The organism is Crocosphaera sp. XPORK-15E (genome assembly GCF_034931425.1).
In the GTDB taxonomy this organism is placed as follows: domain Bacteria; phylum Cyanobacteriota; class Cyanobacteriia; order Cyanobacteriales; family Microcystaceae; genus UHCC-0190.
This window is the reverse complement of sequence record NZ_JAYGHQ010000018.1, coordinates 47,110-66,346: the sequence shown is the minus strand read 5'-3', so window position 1 is coordinate 66,346 and position 19,237 is coordinate 47,110. Positions and strand designations below refer to the sequence as shown.

Here is a 19,237-nt window from a genome sequence, read left to right as displayed (position 1 = left end):
ATCTCAGTATAGTTACGGAGTGGATTAAATTGCTGTGATGAAAATCTCTGTTTGCTTGTGATATTTCAAGTAGACTAAATGTTAAATTTATGCTTACTTATTCGGCTCTCCCGACATCTTGGTATAAAATGTATAATCAGATACAATACTTAAGATGGTGGGTTACTACGAATTATAAGCTTTACTTATCACCACAGGTACGGGAGAGCCAACATAAAGTGGTTAAACAAATAAAAAGCAAAAAGTATTGAGAATTCATGGTTTACTCTCCTTATTCCCCCTAATACAATTATACTTGGACTTTGCAGATGGCCCCGAAAATCCTATAGTGAGAGGTGATCCCCAGTTCAGTGATGCGGCATCGTGAAAAAAATCTCTATTCTCGGCTCTACAGGTTCTATTGGCACTCAAACCCTAGATATTGTCAATCAATACCCTGAACAATTTCAGGTGGTGGGTTTAGCGACTCGTTCTAATATCGACTTATTGGCAACCCAAATTAAGCAGTTTCGCCCGGAAATTGTGGCTATTTGTGATGAAAGTCAGTTCGGAAATCTTAAAGATGCGATCGCGCCTCTAGATTATTCTCCTATCCTTCTCGCAGGAGAGGAAGGGGTTGCTGAAGTGGCCCGTTATGGAGATGCAGAAAGTGTCGTGACGGGAATTGTAGGATGTGCGGGTTTATTGCCTACCATTGCTGCTATAGAAGCGGGCAAAGATATTGCTTTAGCTAATAAAGAAACCCTGATCGCTGGCGGCCCAGTAGTGTTGCCTTTAATTGAAAAACATGGGGTGAAATTATTACCCGCAGACTCGGAACATTCTGCCATTTTTCAATGTTTACAAGGTGTTCCTGACGGGGGGTTAAGACGAATTATTTTAACCGCATCAGGGGGTGCGTTTCGAGATTGGCCTGTTGAGCAATTAAAGTATGTTACGGTTCAAGATGCTCTCAAACATCCTAACTGGTCAATGGGTCAAAAAATCACGGTAGATTCTGCTACTTTGATGAATAAAGGGTTAGAAGTTATTGAAGCCCATTATTTATTTGGCCTGGATTACAATGATATTGATATTGTTATTCATCCTCAGAGTATTATTCATTCCTTAATTGAGTTACAAGATACCTCTGTTTTGGCTCAATTAGGTTGGCCGGATATGCGTCTTCCTTTATTATATGCTCTGTCTTGGCCTGAAAGAATTTATACGGATTGGGAATCATTAGATTTGGTTAAGGCAGGTAGTTTAACCTTTCGAGAACCAGATCATGATAAATACCCTTGTATGCAGTTAGCCTACTCAGCAGGAAGAATAGGGGGCGCAATGCCTGCGGTTTTGAATGCGGCAAATGAGCAAGCTGTAGCCTTATTTTTAGCAGAGAAAATTGCCTTTTTAGACATTCCTCGCGTTATTGAAATTACCTGCGATCGCTTTACTTCTCATAATCCTTCAACTCCTAGTTTAGAGGATATTTTAGAGGCTGATAAATGGGCCAGGAAAACCGTTTTAATGGCGACTGAGGAGTTAACAAAAAAGGTTATTCAATTCAGTTGACACTTTTCTGATTTAGACGAGAAAAACCTTCCAAGACTACACTTTGCTCTCAGTTAGCGGATTCATGTCATTTTGATGGTTTCTCTTATCCTGTTAGGATTTTTTTTAGCTTTAACTAAAGCGCAATAGTTAGATAGTTAGTATGAATAGTATGTATATTGGTACAACAGAAGCAGCATTTCGTCTTCATCTTTCTCCTCAGCGTGTGCGAAAACTTGCCATAGAAGGTCGAATTGAGGGCGCATTTAAGGAAGGTCGTCACTGGAAAATTCCCTTATTCAACGGAATGCCCAAAATAAGCTGTAAAGAGAAAGGTCCAAAAGGTCATTGGCGTAAAAGACAACAAAAGGTTATGACTTTTGTTCACGTCAATCAGACTAAACTTCGGAACAATCGCAAAAATAAGACGATGAATCCCGTGATTGCTGTGAAAAGAGGCAGCACTTCAGTTCTCTGCAATGTAGTCGAAATTCCTGGTTTTGGGCGGCTTATTTATGATCCAGAGCATCCTAAAGACTGTGGCGCAACACTTTGGTTCGAGATTGAGCCTCATATTGAATTAAAAATGAATTGTTTTGCCTAAACTGTTTTAATTGATGACAAATAATGTAGGATTACTGTGGATGATTAAGAGTTAACAAATGCCAACAAATTTAATTTTATTCATTGCCGCATTATTAGTGTCTTGGCTGGTATTTCGCTGGCTATTTACGGTTATTAAATCAAGTGCTACTACTGCCCTTACTGTCGCAGCAATTATTTTATTATTACAGTTTACCTTTGGTATTAGTCCTCAAGAATTATGGAAAGAAATCATCAATCTTCCCCAAACATTTCAGCATCTTTTTAAACGATAAAATCATTATTGAAGAAATTTTAAATCTTCAACCCAAACAAGGAAAAGCAAAAAGCTATCAAGTAAAACAAATTCGTGAACTTATTTTAAAATATAAATTAGGAGATCAAGATGAAAATTCGCTATGAATTAATTATCTACTGGAGTGAACAAGATCAAGCGTTTATTGTTGAAGTTCCAGAACTTGCAGGGTGTATGACAGAGCGAAACGTGTTTTGTTATATTTAAACTTTAAACCCTGCCCTAGTCTCATCCTTCCCGTCTCACATAATCATGACTCAAAGCTTAGAAAAATCCTTAACCACCCCAACCACCCTCATTGAATTATTACGTCTACGGGCAACCAAAACCCCAGACGGCCACGGTTATACCTTCCTTATTGACGGCAAAACAGAAACTCCTCCCCTCACCTACGGAGAATTAGATCGACAAGCAAAAGCGATCGCCACCTTACTCCAAAAATACCAAGCTAGAGGGGAACGGGCCCTATTATTGTATCCCCAAGGGTTAGAGGTGATCGCCGCCTTTTGTGGGTGTTTATATGCAGGAGTGATCGCCATTCCTGTCCCCCCACCAGAGTCAGGAAGACTTAAGCGCACTTTACCCCGTTTACGGGCTATTGTAAAAGATGCTAATGCTAAGTTTGCCCTCACCACAGAAGGCATTTTGTCCCTAGTAGAGAACGTCAAAGACGAATTTCCTGAATTTGACCAAATGAATTGGATCGACACCGCAACGGTTGATCTATCCTTAGCTGAGCATTGGCAAGATCCCCAAGTAGACAAAGATGAACTCGCTTACCTACAATACACCTCTGGTTCAACTTCTACCCCCAAAGGCGTAATGCTCTCTCACTTTAATTTAATGCACCATGCCCACTATTTACAACGGGCCTGCGGTTATGATGAAAACAGCATTACCCATACTTGGATGCCCTATTTTCATGATTATGGTTTAGTAGAAGGCATGATGGTTCCCCTCTACAACGGAACACCCTGTTATCTCATGTCTCCCTTTTCCTTTATCAAGCGTCCCATTCAATGGCTACGGAATATAACTAAATACAAAGTTACTCATTCTCAAGCCCCCAACTTTGCCTATGATCTGTGTATTCGTCGGGTTAAACCCAAAGAGATCCCCCAACTTAATTTAAGCAGTTGGCAAGCAGCAGGAAACGCCGCCGAACCCATTAACCCTAGAGTAATGTCCAATTTTGTCGAAACCTTCTCTCCTTGTGGGTTTAAATGGGAAACTTTTGCCCCTGCTTACGGGTTAGCGGAATATACTTTGTTAGTATCAAATAAACCCAAAGGAACTCATCCGGTTTTTGCTTGTTTAGAGGCGAATGCTTTAGAACAGGATAAAATTGTGGATGCTGACCCGGAACAAGAGAAAGGTATTCGGGTTTTAGCTAGTTGTGGCCAGTTGGTTTGTGAGACAAAAGTTGCCATTGTTCACCCTGATACCTTAACCCATTGTGCTACAGATGAAGTCGGCGAAATTTGGGTATCTGACCCCAGTATGGCCCAAGGTTATTGGCAACGCCAAGAGGACACAGAAAATACCTTTGGGGCTTATATTAAAGATACTCAAGAAGGGCCTTTTTTAAGAACAGGGGATTTAGGGTTTCTCAAAGATGGGGAACTCTATATTACGGGACGGATGAAAGATTTAATTATTATCCGAGGAACCAATCATTATCCCCAAGATCTTGAATGGACAGTGCAACATCTTGATCCAGTTTTTCGCTCAGATTATGGGGCCGCTTTTTCCATTGAAAATGATGGAGAAGAAAATTTAGTGATCGTCCAAGAAATTGAACGGCGTACAGGTGATTTAGATACAGAAAAATTATTAGGAGATATTCGTCAAGAAATTGCTGAAGAACATGAAATCCAAACTTATGCTATTGTTTTAGCTAAATCTGGTACTGTGTTAAAAACAGCAAGTGGTAAAATTCAGCGTCGCGCTTGTCGTCAAAACTTCTTAAATGGAACTATGAATATAATGGCCGTTTGGAGTGAAAATCCTGATGTTATCAGTCGGTTTTCTGTAACAAATGAAGAATGATTTGAGTTAAACTGTAGGGGCAAAATTCCTGTGGTTGCCCCTAACAATTATTGATCTTGTATCGGTGAGAGGACTTACATTATAATGAATAAAACAATTAGCTTAATTATTGTATGCAGCTTATTATTATTAGGCTGTTCCCCTTCAACAGAAGCCAAGTTAAAAGAAAATTCTTCTCCAATTATTGCCCAAGAAAATGGTCAATTATTACCAATTGAAGCGACGGTAAAAATGGGAGAACAAGTCATAGAATTAGAAGTTGCTAAAACACCAGAACAACAACAAATTGGCTTAATGTATCGTAAATCTATTGAGAAAAATAGAGGCATGATCTTTCTATTTGACGAACTTAGACCCGTGCGTTTTTGGATGAAAAATGTTACAATTCCTTTAGATATGATTTTCCTAGCTAATGGTAAAGTAAAAGCCATTATCTCGGAAGTTCCCCCCTGTAACAGTGATCCCTGTCCAACTTATGGCCCTGACAGTTTGGTTAACCAAGTAATTGAACTAGGGGGAGGAGAAGCTAAAAAATTAGGGATCAAGGAAGAAGATAAACTTGATATTAAGTTTTTGGAAAATTCTCCATAGATCTAGTAGAATCATACAATGAAAAATTTGATAAGTTTAACTGACTTAAAGTTTTACAAACTTAAACTAATTTTTTGAATCATTGACGACAATATCCTTTATAGTGTATGGAAAGGAACTCCTCAGAGTAAAGTGAGTGACTCGCCAATCTTGACGGGTTGAGTGAGAAAAGAAACGGGAGATCAAGATCAATCTTATGATCCTGGTTGATCTTATCTGAGCAGTCTTTTACTTAATTTAGTGGTGTGAGGGTTAAGTAAGCGACTCTGATTTAAGTCAGAAGTTGTTTTCTGTTATCCTATGAAAGCTTAAAATTAGACATCTTTAAAAGGGTGGCAAACCCCATCAGAAAGATGTATCTTGAGTGATCGTGGATATTTTACCCTAAATTTGTTATCCTCCTATACGGAAAACGTCCCCAAAACGATGAAGTAAATTGTTAGTTTCGAGTGATGACTCTGAAATCAAATCAACTTCTTTTGGGAAGAAAACATCCCCCAAAATCAACCCTAAAGTGAAGATAATTATGTCAAGCACCACTTATACAAAGTTTTTACGCTTTTTACGCGAAGAATTAGCCTTGTCTGCTGATTCAATTGCGATCGCACAACGATCAGTTGAACAAACCCAAGGGCCTTTACCCATGTTACTCTGGCAATATGGGTTAATTAATTTACATGAACTAGATCGGATTTATGATTGGTTAGAGGAAGCGTAACATTGATCTTGAATTAGGAGTAAGTCATTGATGATTAAGCAATCAATAAACAAGCATTTTTCTCCCCAAGTTCATTACCAAAAAATCAAGAAATTAACTAAAATATCTCTTAAAGAAGCGGGAATATAAACTAACCCGCTTTTTTAGTGTTTAACTGGAACATATAGCAGAAGTCAGAAATCAGAAGTAAAATATACTTCGACTACTATAAATTCAATGAGCAAAAAATTAGTATTATTCGATCATGATGGGGCCATTGATGATATTTTGGCTACCATGTTATTGATGACTATGCCCCATATACAACCATTAGGAGTCATTGTCACCCCTGCTGATTGCTATATTAATGCTGCCCTTAGTGTCACCCGAAAACTGCTAGATTTCATGGGATGTCATCAGATTCCCGTAGCAGAAAGTACGGTCAGAGGAATCAACCCCTTTCCCGCCTTGTATCGCCGAGATTCCCTGATTATGGATAACTTTCCTATCTTAAATCAACAAGATACCCTCAAAACCCCCCTTGTTCCTGAAAGCGGACAAGAATTCATGGTTAACACCTTACAAAATGCAGCAGAACCCGTTACTTTAATGGTAACAGGGCCCTTAACCACTGTTGCCACTGCCTTAGAGATGAATCCTGAGATTGAGGCAAAAATTAAAGAAATTGTCTGGATGGGCGGTGCATTAAACGTTTTAGGCAATGTAGAAAGAGAATTTGCCCCCGAACAGGATGGCACAGCAGAATGGAATGCTTACTGGGATGCGATCGCCGTTGACAGGGTTTGGCAGACCCAAATCCCCTTAATTTTATGTACCCTAGATATTACCAATACTGTCCCTGTTACCTCTGAATTTATCCGTAAATTAGCCAAACAACGCCATTATCCTTTATCTGATTTAGCTGGCCTCTGTTACGCTTTAGCCATTCCACAAGACTACTATTGTTGGGATGTCCTAGCTACCGCTTATTTACATCGTCCAGAGCTTTTTTCTGTCAAATCATGGGAAACGGAAGTTATTACGACAGGAAGCAGTCAGGGACGAATTAAAATTGTTGACAGTGGCCGCCAGATTTTGGCCATGGATACCGTTGATAAAGAAGCTTTTCATCACTATTTATTACAACAGTGGGGAAGTTTGAACGACGGGGAAATCGTCTAAACTCAAGTTTTATGATATACTCGGAAAAATTTTGTTTGGAGCAAAAACCTGTATAAATTCAAACATTTACATGAACAACTTTTATACATTTATCAAGGGAGATAAATAATGAAATTGTCTGTTGTTATACCCTGTTTTAATGAAATCGGAACCATCACACAAGTTGTTGAAGCCGTCAAAGCTTCTCCTGTTAAAAATTGCGAAATTATTATCGTTGATGACTGCTCAACTGATGGCACAAGGAAACTGCTACAATCTCAAATAGAATCTCAGGTAAATCAAGTTATCTATCATCATAAGAATAAAGGAAAAGGGGCAGCATTAAGGACTGGATTTGCGGCAGCAACTGGAGAAATTGTGATCGTCCAGGATGCTGATTTAGAATACGATCCTCAAGAATATTCTCTCATGATAGAACCTATTCTTAATGGAAAAGCAGATGTAGTGTTTGGTTCTCGTTTTCAAGGTGCTAGACCTCACAGAGTTGTTTATTATTGGCATAGAGTGGGTAATACAATTTTAACCACATTGTCTAATATGTTCACTAATATTAACCTTACTGATATGGAAACTTGTTATAAAGCTTTCCGACGGGAAATAATTCAATCAATCAAAATTCAAGAAAATAGATTTGGCTTTGAACCTGAAATTACGGCAAAAGTCGCTAAAATGGATTGTCGTATTTATGAGGTCGGTATTTCTTACTATGGTCGTACTTATAAGGAAGGGAAAAAGATCGGTTGGAAAGATGGAATCAGGGCTATTTATTGTATTATAAAGTACAATCTATTTGCCTAATGTTAGCTAAGTTTTTTAATGATACTAGGATAAATGCCAAAATTATAATAAGCTAGAAGCGAAAGGAATTATTAATATTTAGGCTTATGAAAATTCGTGCGATCGCCTTGATCTTTGGTTGTTTCCTTTGGTTATTTAGCCAACCGGCCTTGGCCTTGACCAATATTCAGCTATTAGATCTCTCTTATAGAGATTGTCCCCCAGAATTGGCACAAGGTATGGTCACCAGTGGGGGATCAAGTTTACCAGCCGATTGTTACATTATTACAGGGAAAGCCAAAAATACTTCTGGCAAAACTGTCTATGATGCTGATGTGTTTGGCCGCATTAATGATGCCAATAACGAACCCATTTTACAAAACCGCAGTCGTGTCGGTTCCATTGCTGAAGTGCCACCAGGGGTCAGTGAGTTTGAACTGAGAATTACCGTTCCCTCCGATCAACCGACCCCCTTGAAATTGAAGCAATTTAAGGCTTCTGGGTTTACAACCAAGGTAAACCCTATTTTTTGACCTGATTAAAACCCCCTCATCATTTAGGGGACGCTGCGTAGCATTTGGGATATGATTTGCAGTAAGAAAATAGCCACGATAGGGGAAATATCCAAACCCCCTAAAGGCGGGATAAAAGAGCGGAAAATATTAAGATAAGGGTCGGTGATAGGACTTAAAAAGGACATAATACCAGAGGCCCACTCAGCAGTTTGAAACCAAGAGAGCAAAATACGGACAAAGATCAGTAGTAAATAGATTTGGAGAAAGCTCTTTAAAGTTTCAACAATAAGTACGGTAGCATCCATGAGTTAACAATCTTCCTGATTAATGATGGTGTTACCCATCGATCTTATATCAAAACTGATGATACCGTTTTTGCCGACCCGTAAAACCACAGAACCCTTACCGTCTTCTCCCTGGAAATTCAGTGATTTTGCTCACAACTTTCTTTAAGCATAAGAGGGATGATAGAAGCAAGGGGATGTTACTTTTCTTTAACTTTTTTTCTGTGCAGTCCCTTTGACGATTGGTTATGATGACGATGTTAGCTTCATCAGTCAGTTAGAAACATAAGGAAGTCTCTCGAATTTCCCTAACACAAGGAAAGTTCAAGGACTTCGCGGAATACCTGAGAACAAGCAGTTTTATGTTTAGACTCCCTAACCTAACTCCACTGACTCAGTGAATTTGTTGAGGAATCATTGACCAATCCGATGTAGTGATCTGACGTGACAACCTTAACTTAGTTGAAAGGAAGAAAATTTATGAGTGTTACCGATTATACCATACAAAACTTTATTTTGAGTAGTGGGACAAATACCCAATTTCCTTACTCATTTTCTGCTGCTAAATGGCTAAAATGGCCCTTTTCTCAAAGTATACAACGGATTCGCGCTTGGTTGGCTGAACAAGAAATCAGCGATCGCGCTTTTGCTCATCGTCTCTGTCGTTTAATTCCGTCTCAATGTCCCTTTGAACGGGAAATTAAGTTCTTTGGCTATGTATTGGTGAGTATTCCTCCCCTATGCAAGCTAAATCCCCTCTATGATGACTTAATGATGTTACGTTTCCGCGCTCTTTGTTATCTCGCTGATGAGTGGAACGAAGATATTAGCCCCTATTGTTAAGTTAAAAAAACAATACCTATGTACCAAAACGGGAAAAAATAGTGTAATATAGCAATGTTACCTATGATTGAGAGCAACAATTGCAATGGCGATTATACCTCTAAAAGCCTGGTATTTAGGAGAATACGAACCGTTACGGGAAGTAGTGAAGCGTCCCCCTGATTTACGGTTAAGTCGGAATAGTTTGCTAAAATCTGCTTTAAGAGCCGATTTTTTGGATGATAAACGGATAATTGAAGAATCCGAATGGTTTCAACGCTATTTAGTAACAGAAAGGCGGGGCCGAGATTGAAAACGAAGCTCGTTGTGTTAATATTTTAATATCTCGACAAGGCGAGAAACATAGCGATAACCAAGCTAGATTCATAATCATTTTTTTTGATTAACCTTGTATTTTACCTTCGGGACGAGGGAGTAGCTTATCGCCTTGGCTTAAGACTCGCTATTGCTTGCAATGGAAAGCTGCTGATTGGGTAAGAAGCCTACGCTGTACGCTTGCGCGACTCGTCGGGACAGTTCACAAGGGGAAGCCGTCGAATTTTATATAGAAGGCAGTGGCGGTTATATTATTGCTAATTTAGATTTAGTGTCTCAGGAAATGTACCTGAGTAAACAAGGGATTACAGCGACTTTAGAACCGATTTAGAAGCTTTATTGCAAAGCTTCTAATTATCCCCCTAGTCACCGATAATAGTAAAGAAGATCGGAGGAATTACTAATTATGCCTAGAAAAGCTGATGAATACGCGGTTTATTTGTTCTTGTCCAGTGGCCACCGCGAGGAAGTACGGTTTAGCCAAATTCAAGAGTTTCAGAAGTGGTATAGCGGGGAATTAGTGCCTAAATTTGATTCTGAGGAATTTATCAATGTTCCTATCAAAAATATTCAGGGAGAATATATGGTTGTTCGTCCTGCAAGTATTATGGCCATTCGGGTTGAACCCGTATTTTTTGGGAGTGTAGAACGAGACTAATCGCACATTTATAAGCTACTTTGTTAAATGTACAATAAAAAAGTTTGTAGTCAGGGCTTCAGCCATTAATTCTTTTAGGTTTCCACAAAGTGCTTACTACAAACCCTCGTTTATTTTTGACTACCTATTGACCATAAGTAAAAATAGTGAGCAAGATTATTGATATATGAATAAAGCGATCGCAATATTATCTATCGGACTCGGATTAATCTTTTGTACCCCACAAATTATCAGAGCAGAAGAACCGCCATTAAGTCAAGTTAAATTAACAGAAATCAATACTATTTGGGGAGAAGATGAACAACTTTGGGGAACGGTAGAAAACCCAGGAGATAAATGGGCATTAATTCGAGCAATTAGTTATAGTTTACGTTATTTAGATACCCCAAAAGCGGCTGAAGTTTATAATAATTATCCCATTCCTGGTATTACCCGTGATCGTGTGCGTCGTTCTTTAATCAGGTTTAAGGAATTATTAAAAACCGCTAAAACTCCCGAAGAATTGCAAACAGCAGTACAAAAAGAGTTTATTTTATATCAATCTCAAGGCAATGATAATCAGGGAAATGTACATTTTACAGGCTATTTTGAACCTGTTTATACTGCTAGTCGTCAGCGTACCCAAGAATATATTTATCCTCTTTATCGTCAACCAAAAAACTTTGAAAGTTTGGCAAAACCTCACCCAACTCGTTTAGAATTAGAAGGAAAAGATGGCTTGGGAAATAGTAGTATTATTAAAGGGAATGAATTAGTTTGGATGCGCGATCGCTTAGAAGCTTATTTAGTTCATGTTCAAGGTTCAGCAAAACTTAAATTAATCGATGGTAAAACTATCAGTATTGGTTACGATGGAAGTACAGATTATCCTTATGTTAGCATTGGGAAAGAGTTAGTAAATGATGGAATTTTTGCCTTAGATAAACTAACTTTACCAGTTTTAATTGACTATTTAACAAAAAATCCGCAACAATTAAGTAACTATTTGCCTCGTAATAATCGTTTTGTTTTCTTTCGGGAAACTAATGGCGCACCCCCTCAAGGAAGTATCGGGGTTCCTGTTACTGCGGAACGTTCTATTGCTACTGATAAATCAATTATGCCCCCTGGTGCGTTAGCATTAATAAAAACCCAAATTCCCTATACAACTAAAACAGGAGAAATGGAAACTAAATTAGTGAGTCGTTATGTGTTAGATCAAGATACAGGAAGTGCTATTAAAGGGCCAGGAAGGGTTGATATTTTTATGGGAACAGGAAAAACAGCAGGCGATCGCGCTGGTTTAATTAGTAATACAGGGCAACTGTATTATTTATTATTGAAAAATTGATGACTATTTGCTTTCGCAAGATAAAATAAATCAAGAAAAATATAGCAGGATTTTTGAGAAATGACAACACAACGCTGGACTGATGAAATGATTGATGGGTTAGCCTCTAGTATGGGTGAAATGAAAGAGAGTATTACAGAAATGAGAGAAAGTATTACTGAAATACGAGATAGCGTGGATGGTTTGAGAGTAACAGCACAAGCTTTGTTGCAAGTTGCGGCTCAAAATCAACGCAGGATGGATATGTTTGACGAAGAAATAGAATTAGTAAAGCGACGACAAGCTGAAAATGATGAGAGGTTTAATATTTTGCTTGAAGAAGTACGCTATTTGATTCGAGGAAATCAAAATAATTAGTTCGATAATGTTCTCATTAATTCACGAAAAATTAATCTAAAAGTATTGAATGTTTTTGATGATTACTAACACCATGTTTCAGTTAAAAGCACCTTTTAAACCTGCAGGAGATCAACCCCAAGCAATTTCTCAATTAACGGCATCTTTACAAGCAAAAAACCGCTTTCAAACCCTATTAGGAGCAACGGGAACAGGGAAAACCTTTTCTATTGCTGCTGTGATTGAAAAAATCGGCAAACCTACCTTAGTATTGGCACATAATAAAACATTAGCGGCTCAATTATGTAATGAATTAAGACAATTTTTTCCAGATAATACGGTTGAGTATTTTATTAGTTATTATGATTATTATCAACCAGAAGCTTACATTGCTGTCAGTGATACTTATATTGAAAAGACTGCCTCTATTAACGATGAAATTGATATGTTAAGGCATTCAGCAACTAGGTCATTATTTGAGCGCAAAGATGTGATTGTAGTTGCTTCTATTAGTTGTATTTATGGTTTAGGAATGCCCGCCGAATATTTAAAAGCATCTGTCCCTTTAGAAGTAGGGAAAGAAGTTAATCAACGTCAACTTTTAAGAGACTTAGTTACTATCCAATACTCTCGCAATGATCTGGAATTACAAAGGGGAAGATTTCGAGTAAAAGGAGATGTTTTAGAAATTGTTCCAGCTTATGAAGATAGAGTCATTCGAGTTGAATTTTTTGGGGATGAAATTGATGCCATTCGTTATTTAGATCCAGTCACAGGAGAGATTTTAAATAGTCTAAAAAACATGAATATTTATCCTGCAAGACATTTTGTTACTCCTGATGAACAAATAGAATCAGCTTGTGAAGCGATTGAATCAGAATTAAAACAACAAATTTTATTGTTAGAAAAAGCAGGTAAACTATTAGAAGCACAACGAATTAATCAACGCACTCGTTATGATTTAGAACTATTAAAAGAAGTCGGTTATTGTAACGGAGTTGAAAATTATTCTCGTCATTTAGCAGGAAGAAAAGCAGGATCACCACCAGAATGTTTAATTGATTATTTTCCTAAAGATTGGTTATTAGTGGTTGATGAATCTCATGTTACTGTCCCTCAAATTAGGGGGATGTATAATGGAGATCAAGCAAGAAAAAAAGTATTAATTGATCATGGTTTTCGTTTGCCAAGTGCGGCTGATAATCGACCTTTAAAAGCTGAAGAATTTTGGGATAAAGTAAATCAATGTATCTTCGTTTCTGCGACTCCTGGAAACTGGGAAATTGAACAATCTGAAGATAGAGTTATTGAACAAATTATCAGACCGACAGGAGTATTAGATCCTGAAATTTTTGTGAGGCCAACAGAAGGACAGGTTGATGATTTATTAGGGGAAATTAAACAACGAGTTAAGCTTCAAGAAAGAGTGTTAATTACCACTTTAACTAAGCGCATGGCTGAAGATTTAACGGAATACTTTCAAGAAAGAGATGTTAAGGTACAATATTTACATTCTGAAATTAAATCTATCGAACGCATTGAAATTTTACAAGCCTTAAGAAATGGAGAATTTGATGTATTAATTGGAGTCAATTTATTAAGAGAAGGATTAGACTTACCCGAAGTGTCTTTAGTCGCTATTTTAGATGCAGATAAAGAAGGTTTTTTAAGAGGAGAAAAAGCCTTAATTCAAACTATTGGACGTGCTGCACGTCATATTAATGGACAAGCTATTTTATATGGAGATAATTTAACAGATAGTATGATTAAAGCTATTGAAGAAACTGAAAGAAGGCGAGGTATTCAAATGGCACATAATAAGCTAAATAATATTACACCACAGTCAATTATTAAGCGTTATAGCAATTCAATTTTATCCTTTTTAGACATTTCTCGTCGTTTAAACTCTCAGCAGTTAGAAGAAGTTTATACCCAAGCTGATGATTTACCCTTAGATAAAATCCCAGAATTAATCCAACAATTAGAAACACAAATGCAAGAAGCTGCTAAGAATTTAGAGTTTGAAGAAGCAGCAAAATATAGAGACAAAATCAAACATCTGAGAGATAAAATATTAGGTCATAAATAAGCGATTATACATAGTAGATTTAATATTTAATTTAATACGGTATATTATTGCTCCATAATGTTGACTGAACAATCAAGTGTACAACATCAAATAGTTTACACATTAAAATTGACATTAATAGAGAAAATTTATGATATTTATCTAAATTGAATTTAGTTAATGATTCCGCGTACCTAAATCTACACCAAATTTTTGTATCAATCTTTGATTAAGGTTATATTTCTTAAACAAACTCTCTGTAAAATTGCTGAAACTGAAAAAATAGTCAGAATTTTTCCGTGTTTTTCCTAGTAGCGATAACAGCCATCACAATGACACAATGAGATTAATCACACAGAAATTATTTTTTAAGTTCCAGTAACAAGAATACTCATTAGTTACCTAATTTAATAAATCATAAACAGTGTGAGATTACTTTTTCGTGACGTTTTCACTTCATTAACAATATCAGGAGATTTCCATAATGACAGCTGTACAAACTCTAATACAACAGAATTTACAATCTGTGCTAAGTTTTGACGGACAAGATGATTATATTGATCTCGCTAAAAAGCCAGTTTTTAATATTAGTAAAGACTTAACACTTTCTGCTTGGATTAATGTTAATAGCAACAGGGAATGGGCAGGAATTATTTCCAAGATTTTTGATACAGGTTCTACTGAAAGTGGTTATGGTATCCTTCTTGATGGCAAAAGTGGTGTATATTTCGGTTTAAAAGTCCCATCAAAAGGGATTCAATATCTTAGCAGTGGTGCTAATACCGTGAAACTAAATCAGTGGCATCATATTGCTTGCACCTATGATGGTCAAACCATGAAAATTTATATTGATGGTATTGAAAAAGCATCCCAAAATCTTCCTGATTCTAAAATTGATTATGAACCTGAAAACAACTTATATATTGGGATGTATAAGGATGACAATGAAGCCTATTATTACACAGGTAAAATAGCCGAAGTTTGTGTTTGGGATAAAGTTTGTACCCCTGAAGAAATCAAACAAAATATGAACCATCGTTTAACTGGCCAAGAAGCTGGTTTAATCGGTTATTGGCCTTTAAATGGGAATGGTTCTGATCAAACTGCTAATAATAATAGCGGAGCAATTAATGGAACAAATTGGACACAAGAAAACTTAGACTTTCTCCAACCTCTTACAGCTAATGTAGAGATCGCAGAAATTGTCTACAAAGGCAATGTAAAACGGACTCAATCTGATGAATATATTGAGATTCGTAATAGTGGTAATGGTGCTGCTGACTTATCAAATTGGAAAGTTACCTCATCAGGAAAAAGTCAAATATTTGCCTTTCCAGAAGGAACTTCTTTAGCCGCAGGTCAAATTATTCGAGTTTATACTAACGAAGTTCATCAAGAATCAGGTGGTTTTAGTTTCGGCAGTAAAACGGCTATTTGGAACGATAAAGGTGACATCGGTAAAGTCTTAGATGCTGAAGGAAATGAAGTATCTAGTTTTAGTTACGGTGATCAAGGTCAAAAAGCCGAATCTATTGATAGTATTAAAGCAGAATTAGGCATTTCTGGGTTAAAAGTCAACATCAGTGAAAGCGATATTAATCAGTTAATGACACCTCAAATTAAAGTCAGCTTTTTAGATGCCTTCCGCAGTGCCATGAAAAGCTTTATGGAAGATGGAAACCTGGGAGAAAGTCCTCGGAATATTCTTCAAGAATTACCTGGAGAATATGGCTTATCCGATAACCATAATGCCCAAGAAATGAATGAGAAAATGAAAGAATTACTCAATGATTGTGGCATTAAATTAATCACCGATGCAGAAGATCCTGCGGATGAATGGGCGGGTAAAGTTATGTGTGATGAAACAGGAGAAACTTATGGAACTAATAGCTATTGGATCTTTAAATTATCTCCCTCTCAATTTACTGATCTTAACTATGCTGTGGTTGATAAAGCAGGAGTTAAACCTACCATTAACTGGGGTTTTAGCTAACTTTTAAATTGCATTTAATAACCTGATTTCTCAGTAGTTAATCCAGACTAACTGAGATTTTTTTTGATGAAAGTCACATGAGACAATTGAGAGGCTTAACAGTTTACTAGGAAATTTTTCTTAATTACTGTATAATCTCATTGCCATTCATCTTAGTTTTATTATTCATGGATAACGCCTTATTAGTTCAACTCATTGGCATTAGCGGTTATATTATTTATGTCGCAACCTCAGCCGGGGTTTACGGTATTTTTGCCCTGGGGTTAAACTTGCAATGGGGTTTCACAGGACTCATTAACTTTGGCGTGGTTGCTTTCATGACCTTGGGAGCCTATACTACTGTTTTATTGACCCTCAAAGGTGTTCCCTTCATCCTTGCTATCTTAGCTGGCGCAATTTTAGCAGCAGTGCTAGGGTTATTAATTGGACTCTCTACCTTACGCTTGAGAGAAGATTATCTTGCCATTGTTACGATTGGGGTATCAGAATTAGTTCGTTTAATTGCCTTAAATGAAGAATGGTTGACTAAAGGTGCATTAGGATTAAGACAATATCCCCTTCCCTTAAATATTGAACCGAGTTTACCCCTTAAATTAAGTCTCATTGCTATCTTAACTCTCTTAGGAATTTATGCAGAATGGACACTCTATAAAAGTCTTGCTTATCAATGGAAACAAAATAAGGAAATTCAAGGTAAAAGTTATCAACCGAGAAAACCTATTACTTTAGTTATTTGGGGAATTATTGCCACTGCTTTAATCTTATTAGTGTATGTTACAGGCATAACTGCCCTTTCTTATTACACTTATAAAGCCGGATTAATGGTGTTAGTTTTGTCTGTATTAGCGATCACCTATAGTGGCTTAGAATTTTTAGTTAATTCCCCTTGGGGACGCATTCTTAAAGCAATTCGAGAAGATGAAGAAATTCCCAAAGCTCTAGGGAAAAATATTTTATGGTATAAGTTACAATCTTTTATGTTAGGCGGTGCGATCGCAGGTATTGCCGGGGCTTTCTTTGCTTGGCAATTAACGGCAATTTATCCCGATAAATTCGATCCCTTGATTACCTTTAATACTTGGATTATTGTTGTTTTAGGCGGTTCAGGTAGCAATGCAGGAACAATTTTAGGAGCAGTTATTTTTTGGGCTTATGATTCCTTAACCCGTTTTATTTTACCTCAACTTGGTATTTTAAGCCCCAGTCAAGCTGGTTATTTTCGGATTATGGTCATTGGCTTAATTTTGATGATATTAATGGTTTGGCGACCTCAAGGAATTTTAGGTAAAAAAGAAGAATTAACCCTCGGTCGTTAAGTTCAAACATAAAGACAAATGCTTTTGCGAACCGTAGACCCAACAGAACCAGCTATCAGACGGCTAGTTGAAAAGTTAGACGAATACCGAAAATCCCTGTATCCGCTTAAATTAACTCTCATAGTGCCTCCCGAAAAGCTTAAATCGCCTCAAATCATCTTTCTCGCCGCCTATGAAAACCAACAACTGCTAGGTTGTGGAGGCATAGACTTCACTGACCCAGATTATGCTGAAATCAGGAAAATGTATGTAGAACCTGCTGCAAGACGCAAGGGAGTAGCCTCTTTACTCCTAAACGCCCTTGAACAACAGGCCCGACAACGCCAATATCATCTTATCTGTCTTGAAACGGGCAAATTCCAAGAACCTGCCATGGAACTATACCAGAAACACGGATATCAGCCCAGCAAAGCCTTTGGTTCCTATCAAGAAAATCCCTACAGCCGCTACTATTCCAAGACCATAGCGTTATAATTAAAGCAAGAGCCTTGTATCATAAGGCATCATAAACTTATGGATAATGAAATCCTTAAAGCTCTAGACCAGGCTGAAGTGCGATTTGTTCGCATCCTCTGGTGTGATAACGCCAATGTTATCCGAGCCAAAGCAATACATAATAAAAGACTATCCGCCCATTTCACTCACGGAGTCGGTATTACCGCCGCTCAGCAAGCCCTTCCCGTGATGTATGATGTCCCGGCAGCAGGAAGTGGACTCGGCCCAGTGGGAGAGGTTTGCTTAGTACCTGACTGGGATACCTTAACCTTGTTGCCCTATGCCAAGACCCACGCTAGAGTGATGGGTGATATGGTGGTCAATGGCAAGCCTTGGGCCTGTTGTCCCCGCCACTTTCTTAAGCGGGCGATCGCTGCTGCTGAGGTGGAAGGGCTAGAAATCAGGGCCGCCTTTGAGAATGAATTTTACCTGGTGCAAGCCTCAGCCGAGGGCATTGTTCCTACTGATGACACCGTTTTTGCCTCCACCCTGTCCATGGATTTACAGCAAGCTGTCATAGATGACATTGCTGATGCTCTACTGGCCCAAGGAGTGACGGTAGAACTGTATCATCCCGAATCAGGTTGGGGACAACAGGAAATTTCTGTCCTCTATAGTAACGCTCTCAGGGCAGCCGATCAACAGATCATCTTTCGGGAGACGGTGAAAGCGATCGCCAGATTTCACGATCTCAAAGCTTCATTTTTACCGAAAATCTGGCCTAACCAGGCAGGAAGTGGCTGTCATATCCATCTCAGTCTCTGGCAAGATGGCAAAAACCTTCTACCCCATGTTAAGGGTAACGGACAGCTTGCACCCATCGCTGAACACTTTATTGCTGGAATGCTGCACCATTTACCCGCCTTGATGGCCTTGACAACCCCTATTCCCAACTCCTACCGACGCTTACAACCGAGTTGTTGGAGTGGTGCTTTTCGCTGTTGGGGGTTTGACAACCGAGAGGCTGCCATCAGAGTACCGACGAATCCAGAACCGCCTAGTCCGACTCATTTGGAACTAAAAACTGTCGATGCTTCAGCTAATCCCTATCTGGCTTTAGGCGCAGTTATGGCAGCCGGATTAGATGGCATTCGTCGTCGTCTTGATCTGGTTCACCCTGTTGCCCTAGACCCCTGTACATTGAAGGAATCAGAGCGTCAGAACCAAGGAATTGAAAGGCTGCCAACAAATTTAGGAGACTCCCTTGAACATCTAAAGCAAGACGAGCTACTATTAACTGCTCTGGGGCCAGATTTGGCTAAGTCTTTCCTCGCTGTGCGTCAAGCGGAATGGGAGGCCATGAAAGATTGGGATTTAGATGCAGAAGTTAAGCTACTTCTTGAACGTTATTAGTAAA

The 19,237-nt window shown here is 38.2% G+C and carries 20 protein-coding genes and 2 pseudogenes; 21 read left to right on the top strand and 1 reads right to left on the bottom strand.

The genetic code is table 11. The annotated features are described in order from the left end of the window. Positions 1–363: 363 nt before the first annotated feature. The 10 genes and pseudogenes from dxr to VB691_RS19790 all read left to right on the top strand — a co-directional run bounded on the left by dxr (position 364) and on the right by VB691_RS19790 (position 8,260). Entirely contained in the window at positions 364–1,554 is a 1,191-nt protein-coding gene (gene dxr, locus VB691_RS19835) for a 1-deoxy-D-xylulose-5-phosphate reductoisomerase (RefSeq protein WP_323293255.1), read from the top strand. Between the two features lie 142 nt (positions 1,555–1,696). Beyond that, a complete protein-coding gene (locus VB691_RS19830; RefSeq protein ID WP_323293254.1) occupies positions 1,697–2,137 on the top strand; it encodes a helix-turn-helix domain-containing protein in 441 nt (146 codons plus the stop codon). A 58-nt stretch (positions 2,138–2,195) separates the two neighbouring features. Then, a complete protein-coding gene (locus VB691_RS19825) occupies positions 2,196–2,411 on the top strand; it encodes a hypothetical protein (RefSeq protein WP_323293253.1) in 216 nt (71 codons plus the stop codon). Between the two features lie 110 nt (positions 2,412–2,521). Next, positions 2,522–2,626: pseudogene (locus tag VB691_RS19820) on the top strand (type II toxin-antitoxin system HicB family antitoxin); the annotation flags it as partial. Between the two features lie 57 nt (positions 2,627–2,683). Continuing rightward, complete coding sequence (locus VB691_RS19815) at positions 2,684–4,480, top strand: fatty acyl-AMP ligase (protein WP_323293252.1); 1,797 nt, start codon at positions 2,684–2,686, stop codon at positions 4,478–4,480. An 84-nt stretch (positions 4,481–4,564) separates the two neighbouring features. Beyond that, complete coding sequence (locus VB691_RS19810; protein WP_323293251.1) at positions 4,565–5,071, top strand: DUF192 domain-containing protein; 507 nt, start codon at positions 4,565–4,567, stop codon at positions 5,069–5,071. A 526-nt stretch (positions 5,072–5,597) separates the two neighbouring features. Then, complete coding sequence (locus VB691_RS19805) at positions 5,598–5,789, top strand: DUF2949 domain-containing protein (protein WP_323293250.1); 192 nt, start codon at positions 5,598–5,600, stop codon at positions 5,787–5,789. A 216-nt stretch (positions 5,790–6,005) separates the two neighbouring features. Continuing rightward, positions 6,006–6,950, top strand: a complete 945-nt coding sequence (locus tag VB691_RS19800) for a nucleoside hydrolase (RefSeq protein WP_323293249.1) — start codon at positions 6,006–6,008, stop codon at positions 6,948–6,950. A 108-nt stretch (positions 6,951–7,058) separates the two neighbouring features. Beyond that, entirely contained in the window at positions 7,059–7,748 is a 690-nt protein-coding gene (locus VB691_RS19795) for a glycosyltransferase family 2 protein (protein ID WP_323293248.1), read from the top strand. An 86-nt stretch (positions 7,749–7,834) separates the two neighbouring features. Beyond that, a complete protein-coding gene (locus VB691_RS19790; protein WP_323293247.1) occupies positions 7,835–8,260 on the top strand; it encodes a hypothetical protein in 426 nt (141 codons plus the stop codon). Between the two features lie 23 nt (positions 8,261–8,283). Here the strand turns inward: VB691_RS19790 and VB691_RS19785 are convergent, their stop codons facing one another. Next, on the bottom strand, positions 8,284–8,547 hold the full coding sequence (locus tag VB691_RS19785; protein ID WP_323293246.1) for a YggT family protein: 264 nt from the start codon (positions 8,545–8,547) through the stop codon (positions 8,284–8,286). 459 nt (positions 8,548–9,006) lie between these two features. On the opposite strand from VB691_RS19785, the gene VB691_RS19780 reads away from it, so the two are divergent. The 11 genes and pseudogenes from VB691_RS19780 (at position 9,007) to VB691_RS19730 (ending at position 19,233) form a co-directional block, all read left to right on the top strand. Then, complete coding sequence (locus tag VB691_RS19780) at positions 9,007–9,369, top strand: Mo-dependent nitrogenase C-terminal domain-containing protein (RefSeq protein WP_323293245.1); 363 nt, start codon at positions 9,007–9,009, stop codon at positions 9,367–9,369. An 85-nt stretch (positions 9,370–9,454) separates the two neighbouring features. Then, positions 9,455–9,646 (top strand): annotated as a pseudogene (locus VB691_RS19775) (hypothetical protein); the annotation flags it as partial. A 192-nt stretch (positions 9,647–9,838) separates the two neighbouring features. Next, positions 9,839–10,015: a hypothetical protein gene (locus VB691_RS19770; protein ID WP_323293311.1), complete on the top strand. Its 177-nt coding sequence runs from the start codon at positions 9,839–9,841 to the stop codon at positions 10,013–10,015. A gap of 75 nt (positions 10,016–10,090) precedes the next feature. Then, positions 10,091–10,342 carry a hypothetical protein gene (locus tag VB691_RS19765; RefSeq protein WP_323293244.1) on the top strand — a complete coding sequence of 84 codons (252 nt, stop codon included), beginning with the start codon at positions 10,091–10,093 and terminating at the stop codon, positions 10,340–10,342. A 166-nt stretch (positions 10,343–10,508) separates the two neighbouring features. Further along, complete coding sequence (locus VB691_RS19760) at positions 10,509–11,672, top strand: murein transglycosylase A (RefSeq protein ID WP_323293243.1); 1,164 nt, start codon at positions 10,509–10,511, stop codon at positions 11,670–11,672. Between the two features lie 60 nt (positions 11,673–11,732). After that, a complete protein-coding gene (locus VB691_RS19755) occupies positions 11,733–12,029 on the top strand; it encodes a hypothetical protein (RefSeq protein WP_323293242.1) in 297 nt (98 codons plus the stop codon). A 58-nt stretch (positions 12,030–12,087) separates the two neighbouring features. Further along, entirely contained in the window at positions 12,088–14,097 is a 2,010-nt protein-coding gene (uvrB, locus tag VB691_RS19750) for an excinuclease ABC subunit UvrB (RefSeq protein WP_323293241.1), read from the top strand. Between the two features lie 463 nt (positions 14,098–14,560). Continuing rightward, positions 14,561–16,069, top strand: a complete 1,509-nt coding sequence (locus VB691_RS19745) for a LamG-like jellyroll fold domain-containing protein (protein ID WP_323293240.1) — start codon at positions 14,561–14,563, stop codon at positions 16,067–16,069. Between the two features lie 167 nt (positions 16,070–16,236). Then, entirely contained in the window at positions 16,237–17,385 is a 1,149-nt protein-coding gene (locus VB691_RS19740; protein WP_323293239.1) for a branched-chain amino acid ABC transporter permease, read from the top strand. 18 nt (positions 17,386–17,403) lie between these two features. Continuing rightward, positions 17,404–17,859, top strand: a complete 456-nt coding sequence (locus VB691_RS19735; RefSeq protein ID WP_323293238.1) for a GNAT family N-acetyltransferase — start codon at positions 17,404–17,406, stop codon at positions 17,857–17,859. Between the two features lie 39 nt (positions 17,860–17,898). After that, positions 17,899–19,233, top strand: coding sequence for a glutamine synthetase family protein (locus VB691_RS19730; protein ID WP_323293237.1), 1,335 nt, complete (start codon positions 17,899–17,901; stop codon positions 19,231–19,233). Positions 19,234–19,237 lie beyond the last annotated feature (4 nt).